General features: G+C 64.8%; 10 protein-coding genes. 6 read left to right on the top strand and 4 right to left on the bottom strand.

The window, feature by feature from the left end; genetic code table 11:
* Positions 1–72: 72 nt before the first annotated feature.
* Together I4X03_RS08980 and I4X03_RS08985 are read left to right on the top strand one after the other, a co-directional pair.
* A complete protein-coding gene (locus I4X03_RS08980; protein WP_223467872.1) occupies positions 73–2,265 on the top strand; it encodes a GAF domain-containing protein in 2,193 nt (730 codons plus the stop codon).
* Between the two features lie 159 nt (positions 2,266–2,424).
* A complete protein-coding gene (locus I4X03_RS08985; protein WP_223467873.1) occupies positions 2,425–3,507 on the top strand; it encodes a porin in 1,083 nt (360 codons plus the stop codon).
* A gap of 43 nt (positions 3,508–3,550) precedes the next feature.
* Here the strand turns inward: I4X03_RS08985 and I4X03_RS08990 are convergent, their stop codons facing one another.
* Together I4X03_RS08990 and I4X03_RS08995 are read right to left on the bottom strand one after the other, a co-directional pair.
* Positions 3,551–5,593, bottom strand: coding sequence for a glycoside hydrolase family 97 protein (locus I4X03_RS08990; RefSeq protein ID WP_223467874.1), 2,043 nt, complete (start codon positions 5,591–5,593; stop codon positions 3,551–3,553).
* 64 nt (positions 5,594–5,657) lie between these two features.
* On the bottom strand, positions 5,658–8,777 hold the full coding sequence (locus I4X03_RS08995; protein WP_223467875.1) for an alpha-1,6-glucosidase domain-containing protein: 3,120 nt from the start codon (positions 8,775–8,777) through the stop codon (positions 5,658–5,660).
* Between the two features lie 337 nt (positions 8,778–9,114).
* On the opposite strand from I4X03_RS08995, the gene I4X03_RS09000 reads away from it, so the two are divergent.
* Complete coding sequence (locus I4X03_RS09000) at positions 9,115–10,164, top strand: zinc ribbon domain-containing protein (RefSeq protein ID WP_223467876.1); 1,050 nt, start codon at positions 9,115–9,117, stop codon at positions 10,162–10,164.
* Positions 10,165–10,209: 45 nt separating this feature from the next.
* On the top strand, positions 10,210–10,638 hold the full coding sequence (yiaA, locus tag I4X03_RS09005) for an inner membrane protein YiaA (protein ID WP_223467877.1): 429 nt from the start codon (positions 10,210–10,212) through the stop codon (positions 10,636–10,638).
* 12 nt (positions 10,639–10,650) lie between these two features.
* On the opposite strand, the gene I4X03_RS09010 is transcribed toward yiaA, so the two are convergent.
* Positions 10,651–11,547, bottom strand: coding sequence for a PilZ domain-containing protein (locus tag I4X03_RS09010; RefSeq protein WP_223467878.1), 897 nt, complete (start codon positions 11,545–11,547; stop codon positions 10,651–10,653).
* A 247-nt stretch (positions 11,548–11,794) separates the two neighbouring features.
* Here I4X03_RS09010 and I4X03_RS09015 point away from each other — a divergent pair, with 247 nt between their 5' ends.
* Both I4X03_RS09015 and I4X03_RS09020 read left to right on the top strand, forming a co-directional pair.
* Positions 11,795–15,091: an amidohydrolase family protein gene (locus I4X03_RS09015; protein ID WP_223467879.1), complete on the top strand. Its 3,297-nt coding sequence runs from the start codon at positions 11,795–11,797 to the stop codon at positions 15,089–15,091.
* Positions 15,092–15,755: 664 nt separating this feature from the next.
* Entirely contained in the window at positions 15,756–16,655 is a 900-nt protein-coding gene (locus I4X03_RS09020; RefSeq protein ID WP_223467880.1) for a cyanophycinase, read from the top strand.
* A 20-nt stretch (positions 16,656–16,675) separates the two neighbouring features.
* Here the strand turns inward: I4X03_RS09020 and I4X03_RS09025 are convergent, their stop codons facing one another.
* Complete coding sequence (locus I4X03_RS09025) at positions 16,676–18,976, bottom strand: Mur ligase family protein (protein WP_223467881.1); 2,301 nt, start codon at positions 18,974–18,976, stop codon at positions 16,676–16,678.
* Positions 18,977–18,992 lie beyond the last annotated feature (16 nt).

Below are 18,992 nucleotides of genomic sequence, written 5' to 3' on the forward strand. Positions count from 1 at the left end.
GCTCCTGTCCGGTTTTCACGTCGCGGTCAAACGCCGCTGCACGTCCCGGCCTTTTGCTTACCTTGACAACGCATGGCGCCAGCTTCCGAGGAATTTACCCTTTCCAATTGTGCCGATGAGCCGATCCATCTTCCCGGCTCGATCCAGCCGCATGGCGCGTTGCTGGCGTTTGACGCCGGCCTCTGCCTGATCGCCTGGAGCGCCAACGCCGCCAGCATGCTTGGCTGCACCCCAGCCTTGGGTACCTCGTACCGCGCGCTCGGCTTGCTGCCGGAAGCGCTGGAACTGATCGAACTGGTGCAATCCGACATGCAGGCGGGCGCCGCGCCGCCCGCGGCATGCGAAATCGTCATCGGCGAGGCAGCATTCGACTGCGTCGCGCACGCCCACCAGGGCCGCCTGCTGGTGGAATTCGAGCGGCGCGCGCTGCCTTCGGACGCGGTCGCCTCATTCGCCATGAAGGCGCACGCCGCGATCGACCGGCTGAAGCGCCAGCAGTCGACCGAGGCGCTGCTGAACATGGCGGTGCAGCAGGTGCGCCAGCTGACCGGATTCGACCGTGTGATGGCCTACCGTTTCCGCCACGACGACAGCGGCGACGTGGTCGCCGAAGCGCGCGCCGACAACATCGAACCCTACCTCGACCGGCGCTACCCGGCCAGCGATATTCCGGCCCAGGCGCGCCGGCTGTATCTGATCAACACGCTGCGCATCATTTCGGACGTTGCCTACCAGCCGGTGGCGCTGCACGGCCGCGACGGCGACGCCCCGCTCGACCTGAGCTACAGCGTACTGCGCAGCGTGTCGCCGATCCATGTTGAATACCTGCGCAACATGGGCGTGCAAGCGTCGATGAGCGTGTCGATCGTGATCAATGGGCGGCTGTGGGGGATGCTGGCGTGCCACCACATGGCGCCGCTGCAGGTGCCGTATTCGATCCGCATGGCCGCCGACGTGCTGGCGCAGGTGGTGGCGTCGAATGTGCAGAGCCTCGAGGCGCGCAGCCAGGCCGCGCGCATCGAAAACGCCGCCGAACTCGGTTCGCGCATCCTTGAATCGATCAGCCAGGAAGACAGCGTCGTCGCCACGCTCGATGCCTATACCGCCAGCGTGTGCCAGGTGCTCGGCGCGGACGCGCTGATCGTGTCGCAAATGGGCGAGCTGATCGTCCACGGCGCGCTCGACCAGGGCTTGGCCGCCGAGATCGTCCACACACTAGCCGACGGCGGCGACCTGCTGTTCCAGTACAGCGAGCTGGCCGACTGGCCCGAGCCGATCCGCGCAAGGCTGGGCAACTGGGTTGGCATGCTGGCCATGAAGTTCGATCCGCCTGCGCAAGGCATGGTGGTGGCGATGCGCCTCGAGCAGCTCGAAGTGGTGCGCTGGGCCGGCAAGCCGGACAAGGTGATCGCCCATGGCCCGCTGGGGCCGCGCCTGACGCCGCGCGGCTCGTTCGACGAATGGCGCGAAACGGTGCGCGGCAAGGCCGAGCCGTGGGACCCGACCGCGCTGGCCATCGCCACCCAGCTGCTGGCGCGGATCACCAGCTCGGTGGCGGCGCGCAACGCCGACATCGAGCGTGCCCGCGGCGAGCTGATGGCGATGCTCGGGCATGACCTGCGCGACCCGCTCAACGTCATCAACATGGCTGGCGCGCTGATCGAACGCGGCTCGAGCTCGCATGCCATCGGGCGGCGCATCCAGTCGTCATCGAACCGCATGCAGCGCCTGATCGGCCATGTGCTGGACATGAGCCGCATCAACGGCGGCATCGGACTGGGCATGGCGCCCGTGCCCACCGAACTGGGCGCGATCGTCACCGAACTGGTCGAGGAACACGGCGCGGCCCATCCTGGCGCGTCCTTCCAGCTCGACATTGCCGCGCCGGTAACGGCGGTGGTCGACGCCGACCGCATCGTCCAGGTGCTGGCCAACCTGCTCAGCAACGCGCGCCACCACGGCGAGCTGGGCCAGGAAATCGGGGTGCGCCTGTACGCGGCCGCCGGCGACGCCGTCATCGAAGTGCGCAATATCGGCGCGCCGATCGAGGCGAAGGTGGCCGACAAGCTGTTCGATCCCTTCAAGCACACCTCGCGCAACAATCCGCGCAACCGCAACGGCGTCGGGCTTGGCCTGTATATCGCGCGCCAGATCGTGGTCGGGCACGGCGGCAGCCTGGCCTACGAGTATGTCGCGCCAGCCATTATCTTCACGGTGCGGGTGCCGTTGGCAGGTCCTCCGGCGGATGGGCGATTGTTACGCTGACGTTAATCATGGATTTCCGGACCCTTGTCGTCACCTGACCCGAACCTGACCCACACGCGATCGCTGAACTTGTTTGAAGGGCGGCGGTCGGAGCTTGTATGGACAGGTCAGCGCGATCGCATTCAACACGGGTGCACGCCGATATAACAAGGAAAAGACATGAAAAAAACCATGATTGCAGCCGCCCTCCTGGCATGCGGTTCCGGCAGCGCGTTTGCCCAAAGCGCGGTCACCATCTACGGCACCGTCGACGCGGCGTATGTGCGCGAGAGCGGCGGTGCGGCAGGCACGTCGAACAAGATCACCAGCGGCGCCGCTGCCGCGTCGCGCATCGGCTTCCGCGGAACCGAAGACCTGGGAGGCGGCATGTCCGCGCTGTTTACGCTCGAGACCGGGTTCCGGCTCGATACCGGCGAAGTCGATTCCAGCGGCACCATCTTCAACCGGCAAGCCTTCGTTGGCCTGAAGACCAGGGCTGGCACGCTGACGGTCGGGCGCCAGTACACGCCATGGCACCAGGCCCTCACACAGGTCGGGGACCCGTTTTCGACCGGTTACGCCGGCGGCGCCAAGAACCTGTTCCCTGACTTCGGTTCAAACGTCCGCGCCAGTAACACGGTCATGTACGCGGCCCCGGCGACGGCGGGCTTTACGGCTGACATTGCCTACAGCGCAGGCGAGCAGGGCGGCGACAGCTCGGCCGGCGAGCAGGCCGGCGCGTCGGTCGGCTATGCCAGCGGGCCGCTCAATGTGCGGCTCGCCTACAACCACAAAAACTCGGACGTTGCCGCGGCGCCGGGCGTCACCCCGGTCAACCGCAGCGTCGGCCGCAATCTGCTGTTGGCGGCAAACTACGACTTCAAGGTGGTCAAGGCCTACTTCGCGTACAGCAAGGACGAAGGCTTCAACAGCGCGCCGCTGGGCAACAATAGCAACCCGTTCGGCGGCGTGCCGCCGACCGCGTCGACCGACGGCAACGAGATGCTGCTGGGCCTGTCGGCCCCGGTCGGCGCCGGCACCTTGCTGGCCTCGGTCATGCGCAAGGATGACAAGACCAGCTTCAACCAGGACGCCAGGTCATGGGGCGTGGGCTACCTGCATCCGCTGTCCAAGCGTACCAACCTGTATGCGGTGTACGGCAGCATCGACAACGAGAACGGCGCCGGCTATACCGTCGCCAACAACTCGGAGTCGGGCACCGGCGACCGCGCCTTCAATCTCGGCGTGCGGCACAACTTCTGAGCGTTGCTGGACTGCCAGTGCGCCAACGCCGCCGGCCATGCCGTCAGCGCACAGGACTGAACCGAATCGCCTGCCCGCCGCCCGGCGCCAGCTTGAGCTGCAGGACATCCTTCGACGCCACCGTGCGCTGTTCGGCCACCAGGTCGAAGCGGCGCGCGGTGCGGTAGTCGGCCTGGTCGCCGTCGCGGTAGATCTCGGCGACATAGCGCTTGCCGGGGTCGAGGAAGCCGAGCGGCAGCGCGAGGGTGCGCGCTTCGCCGTCGGTCACCGAACCCACGTACCAGTCGTCCGAGCGGCGGTCCTTGCGGGCGATGGTGGCGTATTCGCCCACCGCGCCGTGGATCACGCGGGTGTCGGCCCAGTCGGTCGGCACATCCTTGATGAACTTGAAGGGCACCGGGTGCTTTTCATAGTTCTCGATCAGGTCCGCCGCCATCACGAGCGGCGAATAGATCACGACAAAGTTGGCCAGCTGCTTGGCCTGGGTGGAGTGGATCGGCTTGCCGTCCACGCCTTCCAGGCTAAGGATGCCCGGCGTGTAGTCCATCGGGCCGCTCAGCATGCGCGTGAAGACCAGGTTCGCCTCGTGGTCGACGCTGTTGATAGGGTTGCCCCAGGCGTTCCATTCCATGCCGCGCGCCCCTTCACGGGTGACCCAGTTGGGATAGGTGCGGCGCAGGCCCGTGTCCTTGATCGGCTCGTGGGTGTCGATGGCGATGCGATAGCGGGCCGCCTCCTGCACCGCTTTCAAAAAGTGGCGCGACGCTTCCTGCGAATCGGTGAATGCGAAATGGGTGCTCTTGCCGGGACCTGCGAACAGCGCGGCGCCGGCATCGGTCACATAGCCTGACTTGATGCTGTCGACGCCGTGGCGCGCATACAGCTTGTAGGCGGCATCCATCTGCTTTTCGTAGTGGGCGACGTTGCCGCCGGTCTCGTGGTGGCCGATCAGGCGCACGCCCTTGGCAATCGCGTAGGCGCTGAGCGCGGGCAGGTCGAAATCGGGAGTCGATTTAGTGAAGCTGAAGTCGGCGCCGCCGCCGGCCCAGTTGCTGTCCCAGCCCAGGTTCCAGCCTTCGACCAGCACGCCGCGGAAGCCATTGGCGGCCGCGAAGTCGATCCAGCGGCGGGTGTTGGCGTTGTTGGCGCCGTGCTTTGCGCCGCTGCCCCAGGTGCTTTTATTGAGGTGCATTTCCCACCACACGCCGACGAACTTCGATGGCTTGACCCAGGAAACGTCGCCAAGCTTGTTTGGCTCGTTCAGGTTCAGGATCAGGTCGGACATGTACAGGCCAGCCGCGTCGCTGGCGATCTGCATGGTGCGCCACGGCGTGGTGAAGGGCGCGCGGCGCTCGACCGCCGGCCCGATGGCCGATGGCGCCAGGTGCGCGCGGAACTTCCGGCCTTCCACACGGCGCAGCCACATCGACGCGTAGTCGACCAGCGCCGCTTCATGGAAGGCGATGTGGGTGCCGCCATCGAGCTTGACGGTCATCGGCGTGTTGGCGGTGCCCACTTCGCGCACCGGGGTGTTGATGACCGGGTGTTCGAGCGCGGTCACTTCGCCGGCGACCTGCCACCACGCGCTGCCCGGCTTGGCGACGACGAACTCGGTCAGCTCGTCGCTGATCTTGACGTCCTTGAGCTGCTCCTGTTTCGGGAACTCGTAGCGGAAACCGACGCCGTCGTCGTAGACGCGAAACACTACCGCAATGCGGCGATTCTTGTAATCCTTCTGAACCAGGTCGAGTCGCAGTTCCTGATAATGGTTGCGCACGAACTGGCGTTCGCCCCACGGCTGCTCCCAGGTGTCGTCGTGCGCGCTCAGGGTTTTTTTGTCGAGCGAAAAGCCGCCATCGAACTTGGGCGCGTTGGTCAGGATGAAGCCCAGTCGCGACCAGCTGATGACATCTTCGCCGCGCCGCTTGACCGCATACGAGAGTTTGCCGCCGGTCTCGATGCGGACATCGACGTTGAGTATTTTATTGGGTGAGGCGGCACTTGCGATGAGCTCGTCCGCCCACACTGCCGGTGCGGCGCAGGAGGCGGCAAGAATGGCCATAATGAGGCCGGCTTTGATATGCATTGATGTTTTCTCGTTGACGTAAGCACGTCGTTCCCGCGTTCGCGGGAGCGACGTCTGTATTTCATTAATCGTTGCCGCCGCCATTCTCGACGAAGACCACGGTGGTCCGCGGCGGAATGCGGAAGGTGCCGCTGGCCGCATCGAAGCCGGCGGTCCTGGCCAGCGCATCGCTGGACGACTTGCGGTGCGTTTTGTGTACCGACAGCTTGCGGCCCTTCATCTCGGCGATGGTGACGTCTCTGGCCACCTTGTCGACGTTGAAGAATGCCGTCACACCTTTGTACTTTGCACCAGGGTAGCGCTGACCGTCAATGCTCATCGCAATTACGCCGGCGACCTGCTGCGGCCCGGTGTTGTGGAAGCGGACGCGCTCCATCACGTCCTGCGCGGTGCGAAGGCGGAACAGCGGCGTGTCGTTGCGGATTTCAAGCATGTCGATGAAGTAGTCGCGCGCGCCGATGATGGCGGCCTGGGTCGGCTTGATCATCGGGTTCGCCAGGATCGGCGACATCAGCTCCCAGTTGCCGCTGTTGGGGCCGGCCATCGGCAAGCCGACGCCGAAGTTATTGTCCTGGTAGGTGAAGTCGAGGCGGTTGAACCAGTCGCCAGCGTTGTAGCTGTCGCGGTCCATCGATTTCGAGCGCAGCAGCTCCTGGCCCGCATGGAAGAACGGGATGCCTTGCGAGAGCATGTTGATGGCCGCGCCAAGGTTCTGCACGCGCACGCGGTCGGCCAGGCTGGTCGCCTGCGGCAGCTTGTAGGCGTTCAGGTCGAACAGGGTCTGGTTGTCGTGCGCTTCGACGTAGTTGATGGTCTCGGTGGGGCTGGCCGCGAAGCCGGCTTGCTGGCCGAAATAGTCGATCTGCGCGTTCTTGCGCAGCTGGCCGAAACGGTCGGTAAAGCTGAAGTCGCGCAGGGTGCCCGACAAGCCGACCTTGACCAGGTCGCCCAGGCGCAGCAGGTCATCCTTGGTCTGGGTGCTGGCCGCATTCGGATCGTAGAACACGCCGTTGATGAAGCCTTGCTGGTTGATCAGCGCTTGTCCGCCGTCGCAGCAGCCGCCGCCGCGCACCGCGTCGCGCAGGCGGTCGTTGAACGAGCCGATGCCGGTGCCGGCCATGTTCGACTGGCGCGCCTGCACGAAGCGGGCGTCGTTGGCGACGTTGCCGAAGTTCCAGGCTTCGCCATACAGGTAGATCTCGCGGCCGGCAGCCTTGTTGACGGCAGCCTGCAGGCGCTTGACCACCGGCAGCGGGTGCATGCCCATGATGTCGAAGCGGATGCTGTCGACCTTGTACTGGCTGGTCCAGGTAACGGCCGAATCGATCATCAGCTTTTCCATCATCGCGTTTTCGGCGGCGGTGTCGGCGCAGCAGCTGTCGTTGGTGATGTCGCCCTTGGCGTTCAAACGGTAGTAGTAGGCCGGCACGATGCGGTCGAGTACCGACGTCGGCCCCTGCTGCGAGCCGCTGGTGTGGTTGTAGACGACGTCCATCGTCACGCGCAGGCCTTGTTCGTGCAGCGACTTGACCATCGCGCGGAACTCGCGCACGCGCACCGCGCCGTCCTGCGCATTGGTGGCGTAGCTGCCGTCAGGCGCGGTGTAGTGGACCGGATCGTAACCCCAGTTGAAGCAGTCGCTGTTCTCGGTCGCCGCTACTGCGGCTTGCTGCGCATCGGAGTTTGGACCGGCGGCCGGAATGACCGGGGTGGCGCAGCCGGTTTCGTTGACGCTGGCGATGTCGAAGGTTGGCAGCAGGTGGATGTGGGTCAGGCCCGCGCGCTGCAGCATGCGCAAGTGCTGCATGCCGTTCGAGCCGGTATCGGTGAACGCCATGAACTTGCCGCGGTGCGCGCTTGGGACTGACAGGTCATTGGCGCTGAAGTCGCGCACCTGCAGTTCGTACAAGGCGATATCGGCAGGGCTGTCCAGGCGCGGGATGCGCTGGTCGTCCCAGCCGGCCGGCTTGAGCAGCGGGCTGTCGAGATCCGCGACAAAGCTGCGCTGGCCGTTGGCGTTCAGGCTGAGCGAGTAAGGATCGGTGACGACATTGCTGACCAGCTGGTTGCCAGCCCAGCGCGACAGCACGCTGACGGTGTAGGTGTAGTAGGCGCGGTTGGTCCAGCGCGCGTCGGGCGCGGTGTACTGCCACACGCCGCTGGCGGCGTCCTTGGACATTGCGACGGTGCTTGCGCTTGCGCTGGTGGCGTCCGCATATACATTGAGCGACACCGATTTGGCGGTCGGCGCCCAGACGCGGAAAGTCGGCACGCCCGATGCCGTGAAGGTTGCGCCAAGTTTTGCATCGGCTGCCGCTGCCGCGAACAGCGAGTCCAGCATGCCGCTGGCCTGCAGCGAGGTGACCTGCACCAGCTTGCCGGCCGCGCTAAATTGTGCGATGGCGAACTGGCCGCTGGCTTTCGCGGCGAGGCCGGCGGCGTCGGCCGGCGACAGCTTGAGCGCGGTGAGGCCGGCCAGGTGCGGATACTGCGCTTTCAGCGCGGCCGACAGCTCGCCGCTGATGGCGAGGTCCATGCCGCTGTCGGCGCCGGTAACGCCTTCGGTCGATGAACCGAGGCCGCCGTTGGCGGCGTAGTACAGCTTGTAGCTGCCGGTTGCAGGGGCGCCCGGCCAGGCAAGCGTCTCGGCCGAGAGCCAGTGCGCCGACGCGTTGGCCAGGTTGCCGAAGCTGAGCGGGGGAGCGGATGCGTAGATCGTGCAGTCGCCTTCCAGCAGCCAGATTTCCTGGCCCGCGGTTGCAATGTCCGAACGCAAGTCGGTGCGCTGGTCGTTGCCGCAGTTCTTGTTGCCGTAGCCGTCGGTGACGAGGAAGTCGATGGCGGTCTTGCTGGTATTGAGCGGGATGTCGACGTAGCCGCCAAAGTCATCGCTGCCGGTCATCATGAAGCGGTCGGTGATCCACGCCGAACTCGGGTTCGCCGGGCCGGACCAGGAGTACACGCCCCAGTCGCTCTCATCGCCTTGCGCGCGGTGAAAGTGCATGCGGATGGTGCCGGGCGCTGGCGCGGAGACGGCGCCACGGGTGGCGGACTGGGTGAAAAGCTGTGTTGTCTGTGCGGCCGGTTCTGCGCTGTTGCCGCCGCAAGCGGAAAGCAGGATGCCGGTCGCGCCAGCAGTCAGAATCTGCGTCAGGCGCGAAGTAATACTACCAAGAGACTTCATGTTGATACTCCTTTGGAGTGAGTGCGGCACACGACGCCTTGTCCTTAATATTGGTTATTGCGGCGCCGGGTGGCCATGAATGGGTGGTGCTGGCTGTAATATTACTACAGGAAATTGTAGAAATTTACATATATTCGAGGAAAAGTCGTGCCCGGATTCGATGGTTTCTTAGCGTCAACTGAATCTGGCGCAAAGCCGTGCGTTTTTGCCGGGCTACAGTAGCAATCTTTCGACGGCGCTACGGCCGGTAGCGCCAACCAATACTTCCTCCGCATCGCTTTGTCCGTTGTAGTGTTCGAAGATACCCTGCAGCTTTTCTGTTTCATTGGGAGGCGCCATGAGCAAAGGAATGAGACTGACCGAGCGGTGGATGCACCTGTGTCTTTGGCTGGTCGCGCTGGCCTTCGCGGGTTTCCTGATCGGCCTGGGCGGCAAGGTGGTCGATAACCTGGACTTTGCCGAGGACCCGGCGTCGGTATCGGATTTCATCGATCCTGTTCGCGGTCCGAAGGTGCTGGCAGCCTACCGCGCCGCGAAGCAGGCGCATACCGATGCCGACGATGCGCTGGATCAGGCCAGGCTGGCCCATCAAAAGGCGGCAGCGAACTCCAGCACCGCCGAGGACACGTTCAACAACTGGGTCAAGACACGGATGGCAACGGCGGGCAAGGAGCACGACGGCCAACTGCTGGACCGGACCCGCGACCTCGACGCTCTGAAAGCGGCTGAACGTGCCGCGCTCGGGGCCGTCGAGGCGCAGCAGCAAGCGAAGCTGAATGCCTCGCAGGCGCTGGAAAGGGCCAGTGCTGAGTGGTCCGCGCTGGAGCGCCCTGCCATCGAGGCCGCTTACCATGCCGACGAAATGCGCGCGCTGCGCGTATTTGGGTACCGCCTGGCGTTGACGCTGCCTTTGCTGGGCGTGGCCGGATGGCTGTTCGCGCGCCAGCGCAAGGGATCATACTGGCCATTTGCCTGGGGCTTCATCCTGTTCGCGCTGTTCGCCTTCTTCGTCGAGCTGGTGCCTTACCTGCCAAGCTTCGGTGGCTATGTCCGTTACGGTGTCGGCATCGTGCTCACCATCGTGGCGGGCCGTTATGCGATCCGCTACCTGCAGCGCTTCCGCGAACGGCAGCAGGCCGCCGAAGCGCTTCCCGATACCGAACGCCGCGCCACGCTGTCGTACGACAAGGCGTTGGCGAGGCTGGCGAAGTCGGTGTGCCCGGGATGCGAGCGGTCGATCGACGTGAAAATGAAAGAGCTGAGCTTTTGCCCGCACTGCGGCATGGGCATCGCCACCGACTGCACCAGTTGCCACGGGCGCAAAAGCGTATTTGCGCCGTTCTGTCTTGCTTGCGGTTGTCCCGACCAGCGTAACGCCCTGGCCTGACAGCGCGCATCCGGTCTCGTCGCTTTTCCATCAAGGAGATTAAACATGGCTGCACCTCAGATCCAACCACCTTCAAGCGCATTTGTAGGCGCATCCTGGGCCGCCCTGGTCGCCGGCATGGGCGCGTATCTGGCCTTCCTGTGGAATGCCAGCATGGCCTTGAATGAGAAAGGCTACTACTTCATCATCCTGATGTATGGCTTGTTTGCCGCGATCTCGGTGCAGAAGGCGGTGCGCGACCGAATCGAGGGCGCCAGGGTGACCGGCATCTACTACGGCTTGTGCTGGTTCTCGCTGATCTTGTGCCTGGTGCTGATCACCACGGGCCTGTGGAATGCGTCGATCGCCAGCAGCGAGAAAGGCTTCTATGCGATGTCATTTGTGCTGAGCTTGTTCGCGTCGGTGGCGGTCCAGAAGAACGTGCGCGATACGGCGTCCGCCGGGCCGGGATTGAGCGGCGCAGTTGCCGAGTAAGGAAATCCTTCCTCAGGCTTCGGCAAGCTGCTCGTAGATGAACGCCTTCAGCGCCTGCGACACCGGCTCTGAGATGGTGTCGGCGAATTCGACGCCGTAGCGCATCTGTTCGGACGGCTTGCCTTTGACGCTGCGGATAACGCATGGCACCGAGATCGTCTGGTTTGCTTCGGCGATCCTGGCCTGGAATGTCACGGTCACGGGCGCACCGGGCTGGCCGAGCAGCAATCCGGTTTCCAGCGCGCAGCCAGAATCGGACAGGTTCGTAATCAGGGCAGGCAGCACATAGCCTTTGTCGATGGTGATCGATGCCGGCAGGCGCGCGGTGACCCTTAGCGCCTGGCGGAATACCTTGGTGACGACCTTTTGCGGATAGCGCAAAAATAAATGGCCGTTCGGCACCACCGCATAGCGCAGCAGCGTGGTTTTGAACATGCACAGGGTGCGGCCGAACAGCACCTGCACCGTGATGGGCATGCCTTCGAAATTTTTCCACTTATTGTCGTCGCCGAGGCCGAGCGCCGGCGCCGACACGATGATCGACGACATGCCAATGCGGCCGTAGAAGTCCGCATTGACGCTGCGTGTGGCGGTCTCGGCGGGCAACTTGAAAGTGAGCACGACGGTTTCGGCGTTTTGCCGGAAATACTTCAGCGGGTCGTTCGCCTGCGAGGCCATCATCGTGCTGAGTTGGTCCGAGTCCATCTCGATCGACGGCCGGCCGCGGTCGTCGGCTGTGCCGATGCGCACCGGCGTGGCCATGATGAGCCGGTCTTGCACGAACTCGTCCGCGACCATGAAGCCCGCCGGCGCCAGCAAGTCGCCCGAGGCGAGGAAAATCGGCCACGATAGGGCGCTGCCAACCGGGATATCGCTTTCGAACAGATAGACCAGCTGGGTGACTGCCATTGGTGTGAGCCTAAGGATCAAGTGCGCCGGATGTTACCGAGTAAATAGCTTTTATGCAATTTCTCAATGGCTTTTGGCCGCCGCGATCCGCTTGACCGTCATCGCAACGCACTGTACGTACGCCCAAAAGACCCGCTTCGGTCGATTTTTGATGCCATCGTCCGCAATCGCTCGATTCCCTTCCTCTACAGCAGTAGAATGTGGATCGGCAAGTATTGCCGCCATAAAAACGAGTTTAGGGAGCCCTATGTTTACATTGCGCGCAGCGGCCATCGCTGCATTCCTCGCGTCCTCCGCATCCGTTGCGTTCGCGGCCGATGCGCCAGCGGACGACAAGAAAAAATGGGACGTCAACAATCCGCCTGGCGCGGCGGGCAAGGTCAACATCGATACCCGCACCGGCACCTGGATGAGTGTCGACGTCAGCCCTGACGGCAAGAACATCGTGTTCGATCTCCTGGGCGACCTGTACCTGCTGCCGATCGGCGGCGGCGAAGCGAAACCGCTGACGCATTCGATGGCGTGGGAGATGCAAGCGCGCTTCTCGCCGGACGGCAAGCAGCTGGCCTTCATGTCTGACGCGGCGGGCGGCGACAACATCTGGGTGATGAATGTCGACGGCAGCGGCGCGCGCGAAGTAAGCAAGGAAAAGTTCCGCCTGCTGAACAACCCAGTGTGGCACCCGAACGGCAATTACATTGCCGCGCGTAAGCATTACTCGGGCACCCGTTCGCTGGGCTCGGGCGAAATCTGGATGTACCACGTGCAGGGCGGCGGCGGTGTCCAGCTGAACGAAAAACCGAACTGGCAGAAAGACCTGGGCGAACCGGCGTTCTCGCCGGACGGCCGCTATGTGTACTACTCGCAGGACACCACGCCAGGCAACGTCTTTGAATACAACAAGAACTCGAACGGCGAGATCTACAAGATTTTCCGCCGCGACCTGAAGAGCGAAAAGACCAAAGCCTTCGTCAGCGGCGCCGGCGGCGCGGTGCGTCCGACGCCTTCGCCTGACGGCAAATACCTGGCATTCGTGCGCCGCGTGCGCAACCAGTCGACCCTGTTCCTGAAAGACCTGACCACTGGTAAGGAAACGCCGGTGTGGGGCGAACTCGAGCGTGACATGCAGGAAGCCTGGGCGATCCACGGCGTGTATCCGGCCTTCAGCTGGATGCCGGGCAGCAAAGAGATCGTGGTCTGGGCCAAGGGCAAGATCTGGCGCCTCGATCCTTTCGCCAAGACGGCCAAGGAAATCGCCTTCCACGTCAAGGACACCCGCGACATCCGCGAAGCGGTGCGTTTCAGCCACGCGGTCGCGCCGGAATCGTTCGACGTGCGCCAGCTGCGCTGGACCAATGTTGCCCCACAAGGCAACAAGGTCGTCTACTCGGCACTGGGCCACCTATACGTGCGCGACCTGCCGAACGGCGAGCCAAAGCGCCTGACCAAGCAGTCCGATCACCTGGAATACTTCCCCAAGTTCTCGCGTGACGGGCAGCGCATCGTCTTCACCACCTGGAACGACGACAAGCTCGGCTCGGTGCGCACGATCGACCTGCGCAGCGGCAAGGAAACCATCGTCAGCGACGTGCCGGGCAAATACATCGAGCCGGCGTTTTCGCCTGACGGCAAGGACGTGGTCTACGTCAAGAGCGAGGGCCGCCACCTGATGACGCCATGGCACAGCCTCGAGCCAGGCGTGTACAAGGCGCCGGCCGATGGCAAGGCCAAGCCGGTGCTGATCACCGAGGAAGGCCGTGCGCCGCAGTTCGCCAGCGACAGCAACCACGTCTACGTCACCCGCGTGGCGCGCTCGAACGAAGTCGATTCGATGACCTCGCTGGTACGCATCCGTCTCGACAAGTACGAAGAGCACGCGGTCGCCAAGGGCGAATTCGTGACCAATTTCGCGGTGTCGCCGGACGGCCAGTGGCTCGCCTACGGCGAACGCTTCCACACCTGGGTCACGCCGCTGCCAATGGCCGGCAAGGCCGTCACCATCGGCGAGAAGACCGAATCGCTGCCGGTGCGCCAGCTCGACGTCGACGCCGGTGAATACCTGCACTGGAACGGCAACAGCAGCGCGCTGCACTTCACCCTGGGCGACCAGCTGTTCACGCGCGACATGAAGCTGGCGTTCGCGCCGAGCGACTCCGACGCCAAGAAGGAAAAGCTGCGTGCGGAAGCGGTGATGAAGCAGGCCGGCGTCAAGATCGGTTTCGCGGCCAAGGCATCGGTACCGCGCGGCACGGTCGTGATCGACGGCGCACGCATCGTCACGATGAAGGGCGACGAAGTCATCGACAACGGCCGCATCGTCATCAAGGACAACCGCATCGCCGCCATCGGCAAGGCCTCCGACGTGGCAGCGCCTGCTGGCGCCACCCGCATCGATGCCGCCGGCAAGACGGTGATCCCGGGCCTGGTCGACGCGCACTGGCACGGCGCCATGGGCGAAGACGGCATCGTTCCGCAGCAGAGCTGGGTCGACTACGCCGGCCTCGCGTTCGGCGTCACCACCGTGCACGATCCATCCAACGACACCGGCACCATCTTCACGCACAGCGAAATGCAGCGTACCGGCCAGCTGGTCGGCCCGCGCATCTACTCGACCGGCACCATCCTGTACGGCGCCAAGGGCAACTTTGCCGCGCCGGTCAACAGCCTGGACGATGCGATGACGCACGTGCGCCGCCTCAAGGCCGGCGGCGCCATCAGTGTCAAGAGCTACAACCAGCCGCGCCGCGAACAGCGCCAGCAGATTCTCGAAGCTGCGCGCCAGACCGGCATGATGGTGGTGCCCGAGGGCGGTTCGCTGTTCCAGCACAACATGACGATGGTGGTCGACGGCCACACCGGCATCGAGCACTCGATCCCGGTCGAGAAAGCCTACGACGACGTCAAGCAGCTGTGGTCGCAAACCAAGGTGGGCTACACGCCGACGCTGGTGGTGTCCTACGGCGGCCTGGACGGCGAGCACTACTGGTACGCCCGTACCGATGTGTGGAAGCATCCGATCCTGTCGAAATACGTGCCGAAGTCGGTGCTCGAGCCGCGCAGCATCCGCCGCGAAACCGCGCCGGAAGAGGACTTCAACGTGTTCCGCGTGGCCCGCACGGCGACCGAACTGCAGAGGGTCGGCGTGCCGGTCAACATCGGCGCCCACGGCCAGCGTGAAGGCCTCGGCGCGCACTGGGAAATGTGGTCGCTGGTTGGCGGCGGCATGACTTCGCTGGAGGCGATCCGCTCGGCAACCCTGAACGGCGCCCAGTACTTGGGCCTGGACAAGGATGTCGGCTCGCTCGAAGTGGGCAAGCTGGCCGACCTGGCCATCATCGACGGCGATGTCGTCAAGGACATCCGCCAGTCCGACCGCATCACCCACGTGATGATCAACGGCCGCCTGTACGAGTCGGCGACGATGAACGAAGTCGGCGCCACGCCGAAGCAGCGCAAGCCGTTCTTCTTCGAAGGCGCGGAAGGCGCCAATGCGCCGGTGCAGACGAACAGCCACAGCCACGGCCACGGCACCGACCAGCACTAACCGCAGTCGTTAGCGGCAAGGCGGCCCGGTACGAGTTTCTCGTCCGGGCCGTTTTTTTTGGCGCTGTCACCGTGAAGTATGGAATTCACTCCGTCCTTCCTGCGCAGGCGCACTGCTGTCCGGAATAATCATGTTGACAATGCCGCTGCATCAATCGGAGCCGGGGCACTCACAGAAATCGGGACATGGAAACTTGGAATGCAAGATTCAACGTCGCCCGTGCGAAGGCAGGGGTCGCTACTCGGCATGTTTCGTATGGACCCCTGCTTTCGCAGGGGCGACGTTGGCCTGCATTGCCGATTTCGTTGCGGCCGTAGCTTCTAAAACGACGCTTGGCTGCCGAGCGATTCGTGTCAAGCAGCATGTCGCGGACAGTATGCGCGCAGGCGGAAATCCTAACGACGCCGGGTAGCGGATCGGGTTCTCGCGGTTTCAGCATCCGTGGCATGGGTGCCCGCCTGCGCGGGCACGACGTGACGGTGGCCTTGGTTTAGCGTTTTTTTTGGCATTGTCACCGTGACGAGGCGATCGAACCGGGAATATTGTCATTTTATTTCCGTGCGCATATGGCAATTTGTCGGCCCTTCCCGTAATTTTCTGGTGTCGCCTGGCCGAGCAGTGCGACGCGTGACAACAACCAGGGGACGACCAATGCTGGCAATGAATGACCGTGCACCTTCGCGCATTCGCGCAGGCCATTGCGATGGGTGAGCGCAACGGCCACCTGGTGATTATCGGCGGCGCTGAAGACCGCATCTACGGCAAAAAGATCCTTGCCCGGTTTACCGAACTGGCGGGCGGTTCGCAAGCGGACATCGTCGTCATCACCGCTGCCAGCGGGCTGTCCGACCAGATGTGGGAGGTCTACCGGCAGGCGTTCGGCGAGCTTGGCGTCATCAACGTCAGCCATGTGGAGATCAGTTCGCGCGCTGACGCCAACAGTGAACGCACGGTCGGCATGTTATCCCGCGCGGACGGCATCTTCATGACCGGCGGCGACCAGAAGCGCCTGCTGGCGCTGATCGGAGGCACCGAGGCCGACCGCGCGCTGCACGCGGCGTTCAGGCAGCGCGGCGCCATCATTGGCGGCACGTCCGCCGGCGCGTCGGCGATGTCAGGCCAGATGCTGGCAAGCGGCGCAGCCGTTCCCCAGCCCGAGAAGGGCGCGGTCAGCATGGCGGCCGGCCTTGGCCTGCTCCAGCACATCCTGATCGACCAGCATTTCTCCGAGCGGCATCGGCTCGGCCGCCTGCTGACGGCGGTCGCGCAGAATCCCTGCCTGCACGGCGTCGGCATCGATGAGGATACCGCCCTGGTCATCGAACGCGGGGTTGGCATCGAGGTGGTGGGCGAGGGCGCGGTGACGGTTGTCGACGGCCGCCACATGCACTCGAATCTCGCGCACATCGCCGACCGGGAAAACCCCGAGATGATCGATGTGCGCCTGCACGTGCTGCCGGCCGGCTCGCGCTATGCGCTGCCCACCGGCGGCCGCGCCGATGCGCTGCCGGCGTCGATGCTGGATTTCCTGCGCAAGGTAATCAATCCGCATCCGCACGCCTAGCGGGCCGCAGCGCGATGTACTCAGCTGGCCTGGCCGGCGATCGCGCGTGCCGCTTGCGGGTCGATCGGCTCGAGCGCTTCAACCAGCGCGCCGACCGAGGTGCCGCAGTAGACCAGCACGTCGCCCGGCGAACACAGTGCGAACGCGCGGCGCAGGGCCAGCACGCGGTCGTCGACGCCTTCCACCGCATCCGCGCTGGCGCGCGCGGACAGCGCGCCCTGGCGGATGATCGCGGCCGCCTGGCCGTACACCCGTCCGCGGCTGGCCGACTCGTACACCACCAGTTTATCGAAGCCCATGCCGCAAATGCGGCCGGTGCGGTGCAGCTCTTCGTCGCGCCGGTCGCCAGGCGACGTCACCACGCCGACCACGGCGCCCCGGGTCATGGCGCGCGCGGCTTCGGCAAGCGCTGCGTATGCCGCGGCATTGTGCGCGTAGTCGGCGATCACCGTCATGCCGCGCACGTGGAACAGGTTGGTGCGCAGCGGATTGGACTGGATGTCCGAGACAAAGCTGGCCAGTCCCGCGACGATCTCGGCGTCGTGGAACCCGGCGCCCAGCAGCGCCGCCGCGGCGGCAAGGCTGTTGGCGATGTTGTAGCGCGCGCGTCCGCCGAGGGTGCACGGTATGTCGGCGACGCCGATCAGGATGCGCTTGCCGGCGCCGTCGGCCACCACCATGCTGGCGCCGTCAAGGACCAGCGCGCGGCCGCCGCCGCCCAGGTGATCGCGCAGCGCCGGGTTGGCGGGGTCGAGCGAGAAGTAGATCAGCTCGGCGCCGTGGCCGATGCGGCGCGCCATTGCGACGCAGTGCTCATCGTCGGCGTTCAGCACGGCCGCGCCGCTGGCGCAGGCGACAATCAGCTCCTTGACCCGGGCAAGCTGTTCGAGCGTATCAACCCCTTCCATGCCCAGATGGTCGTCGGAGACGTTGAGCACCACCCCGACTGTGCACTGGTCATAGGCCAGGCCGCGCTTGAGGATGCCGCCGCGTGCGGTTTCCAGCACGGCCATGTCGACCTCCGGCGCGCTGAGCACCGCGCGGTGCGACCAGTAGCCGGTGCAGTCGTCCTCGGCAACCATGCTGCCGCCGATGAAGATGCCGTGCGTCGAGGCGTGCCCGGTGCGGCGGCCGGCCAGCGCGGCGGCGTGCGCGATCATCAGGGTGGTGGTCGTTTTGCCGTTGGTGCCGGTAACGGCGATAACCGGAATGCGGGCGGCGTCGCCGGCGCCGGCCATGTCCAGGAATTCGTCGACCTCGATGTCGCGCGCATGCCCGCGCAGCGGCGGCGGCGCCTTGACGGCAATCACCGATGCCGCACCGGGGTCGGCTTCATCGTAGGCCAGCTCAATCGCGCCTTGCTCGAGGCCCAGTTTGGCGCTGGCGCGCGCGCACAGGGCGGCCAGGCCATCGCCGGCGGAGGATGCGCCGGCTTCGCCGACGTAGCGCGCGCCTGCCACCAGCCGTTCGATGGTGACGCGGCGTCCGAACTGGCGTGCGGCGGCGAACGCCTGCGCCAGTTCCCGGTCGCCGCTGCATTCGCTGATGCCGCCATCGCCGGCCCCGGCATCGCCTGGCATCACGAGCACGCGTTCGCCGAGGCGGCGTGCCACCCGCAGCGCGTCGTCGAGGTTGTCGACCGTGCCTCCCTGCGGTATCGGTATGCATGCCTCATCGAGCAGCGCACGCGTGAGCTGCCTGTCCTGTGCGATCCATGGCCCCATCAACGGGGTATCGTTTGGCAGGCGCGGATGGTAGCGGCGCTGGCGGCTGCCGGTGCCGAGCTGGTACAGCGCATCGTGTTCGGTGATCCGGTTGGCGGGAATGCCGCGTTTGTGCGCCGCCGCCAGCACCGCTGCCGTCAGCGGGTCGATGCGGTAGCTTTCCGACTGCCGGACCAGCTGGTCGAACGGCGTGGCGTAGTCGAACGGCAGGCCATGGGCCAGCGCGTCGACCAGGTATACCGCCAGCGAAAACGCCGATTGGGCGATGTGCTCGATCTGGTAGGCGCACACCACACGGCGCAATGACGAAGGTCCCTCGGCCAGCGAGGTGTCGCAAAATTCGGCGGGCGCACCGGCCAGGCATTGCAGTTCGAGTGTCAGGTGCGCGATCACCGTGCCAGCGTCAAAGCCCGGCGGCAGCGGCGCGAGGCAGCGCTCGCGCAAGGTCGGCACCAGTGCGTGCAAGCGCTCGACTACCGACAGCAGGTCGGAGGGAGGCGCAAGCTCAAGGTCTTCAAGGTCGATCAGGCCGAGAATGCACGGGAAGCGGGCATACAGGTTCGCACCGCGCAGCAGGCGTTGTCGAAGAATCTTCACAATGGCACTTCCTGTA

Source organism: Massilia soli (assembly GCF_016809835.1).
Taxonomy (GTDB): domain Bacteria; phylum Pseudomonadota; class Gammaproteobacteria; order Burkholderiales; family Burkholderiaceae_D; genus Telluria_A; species Telluria_A soli.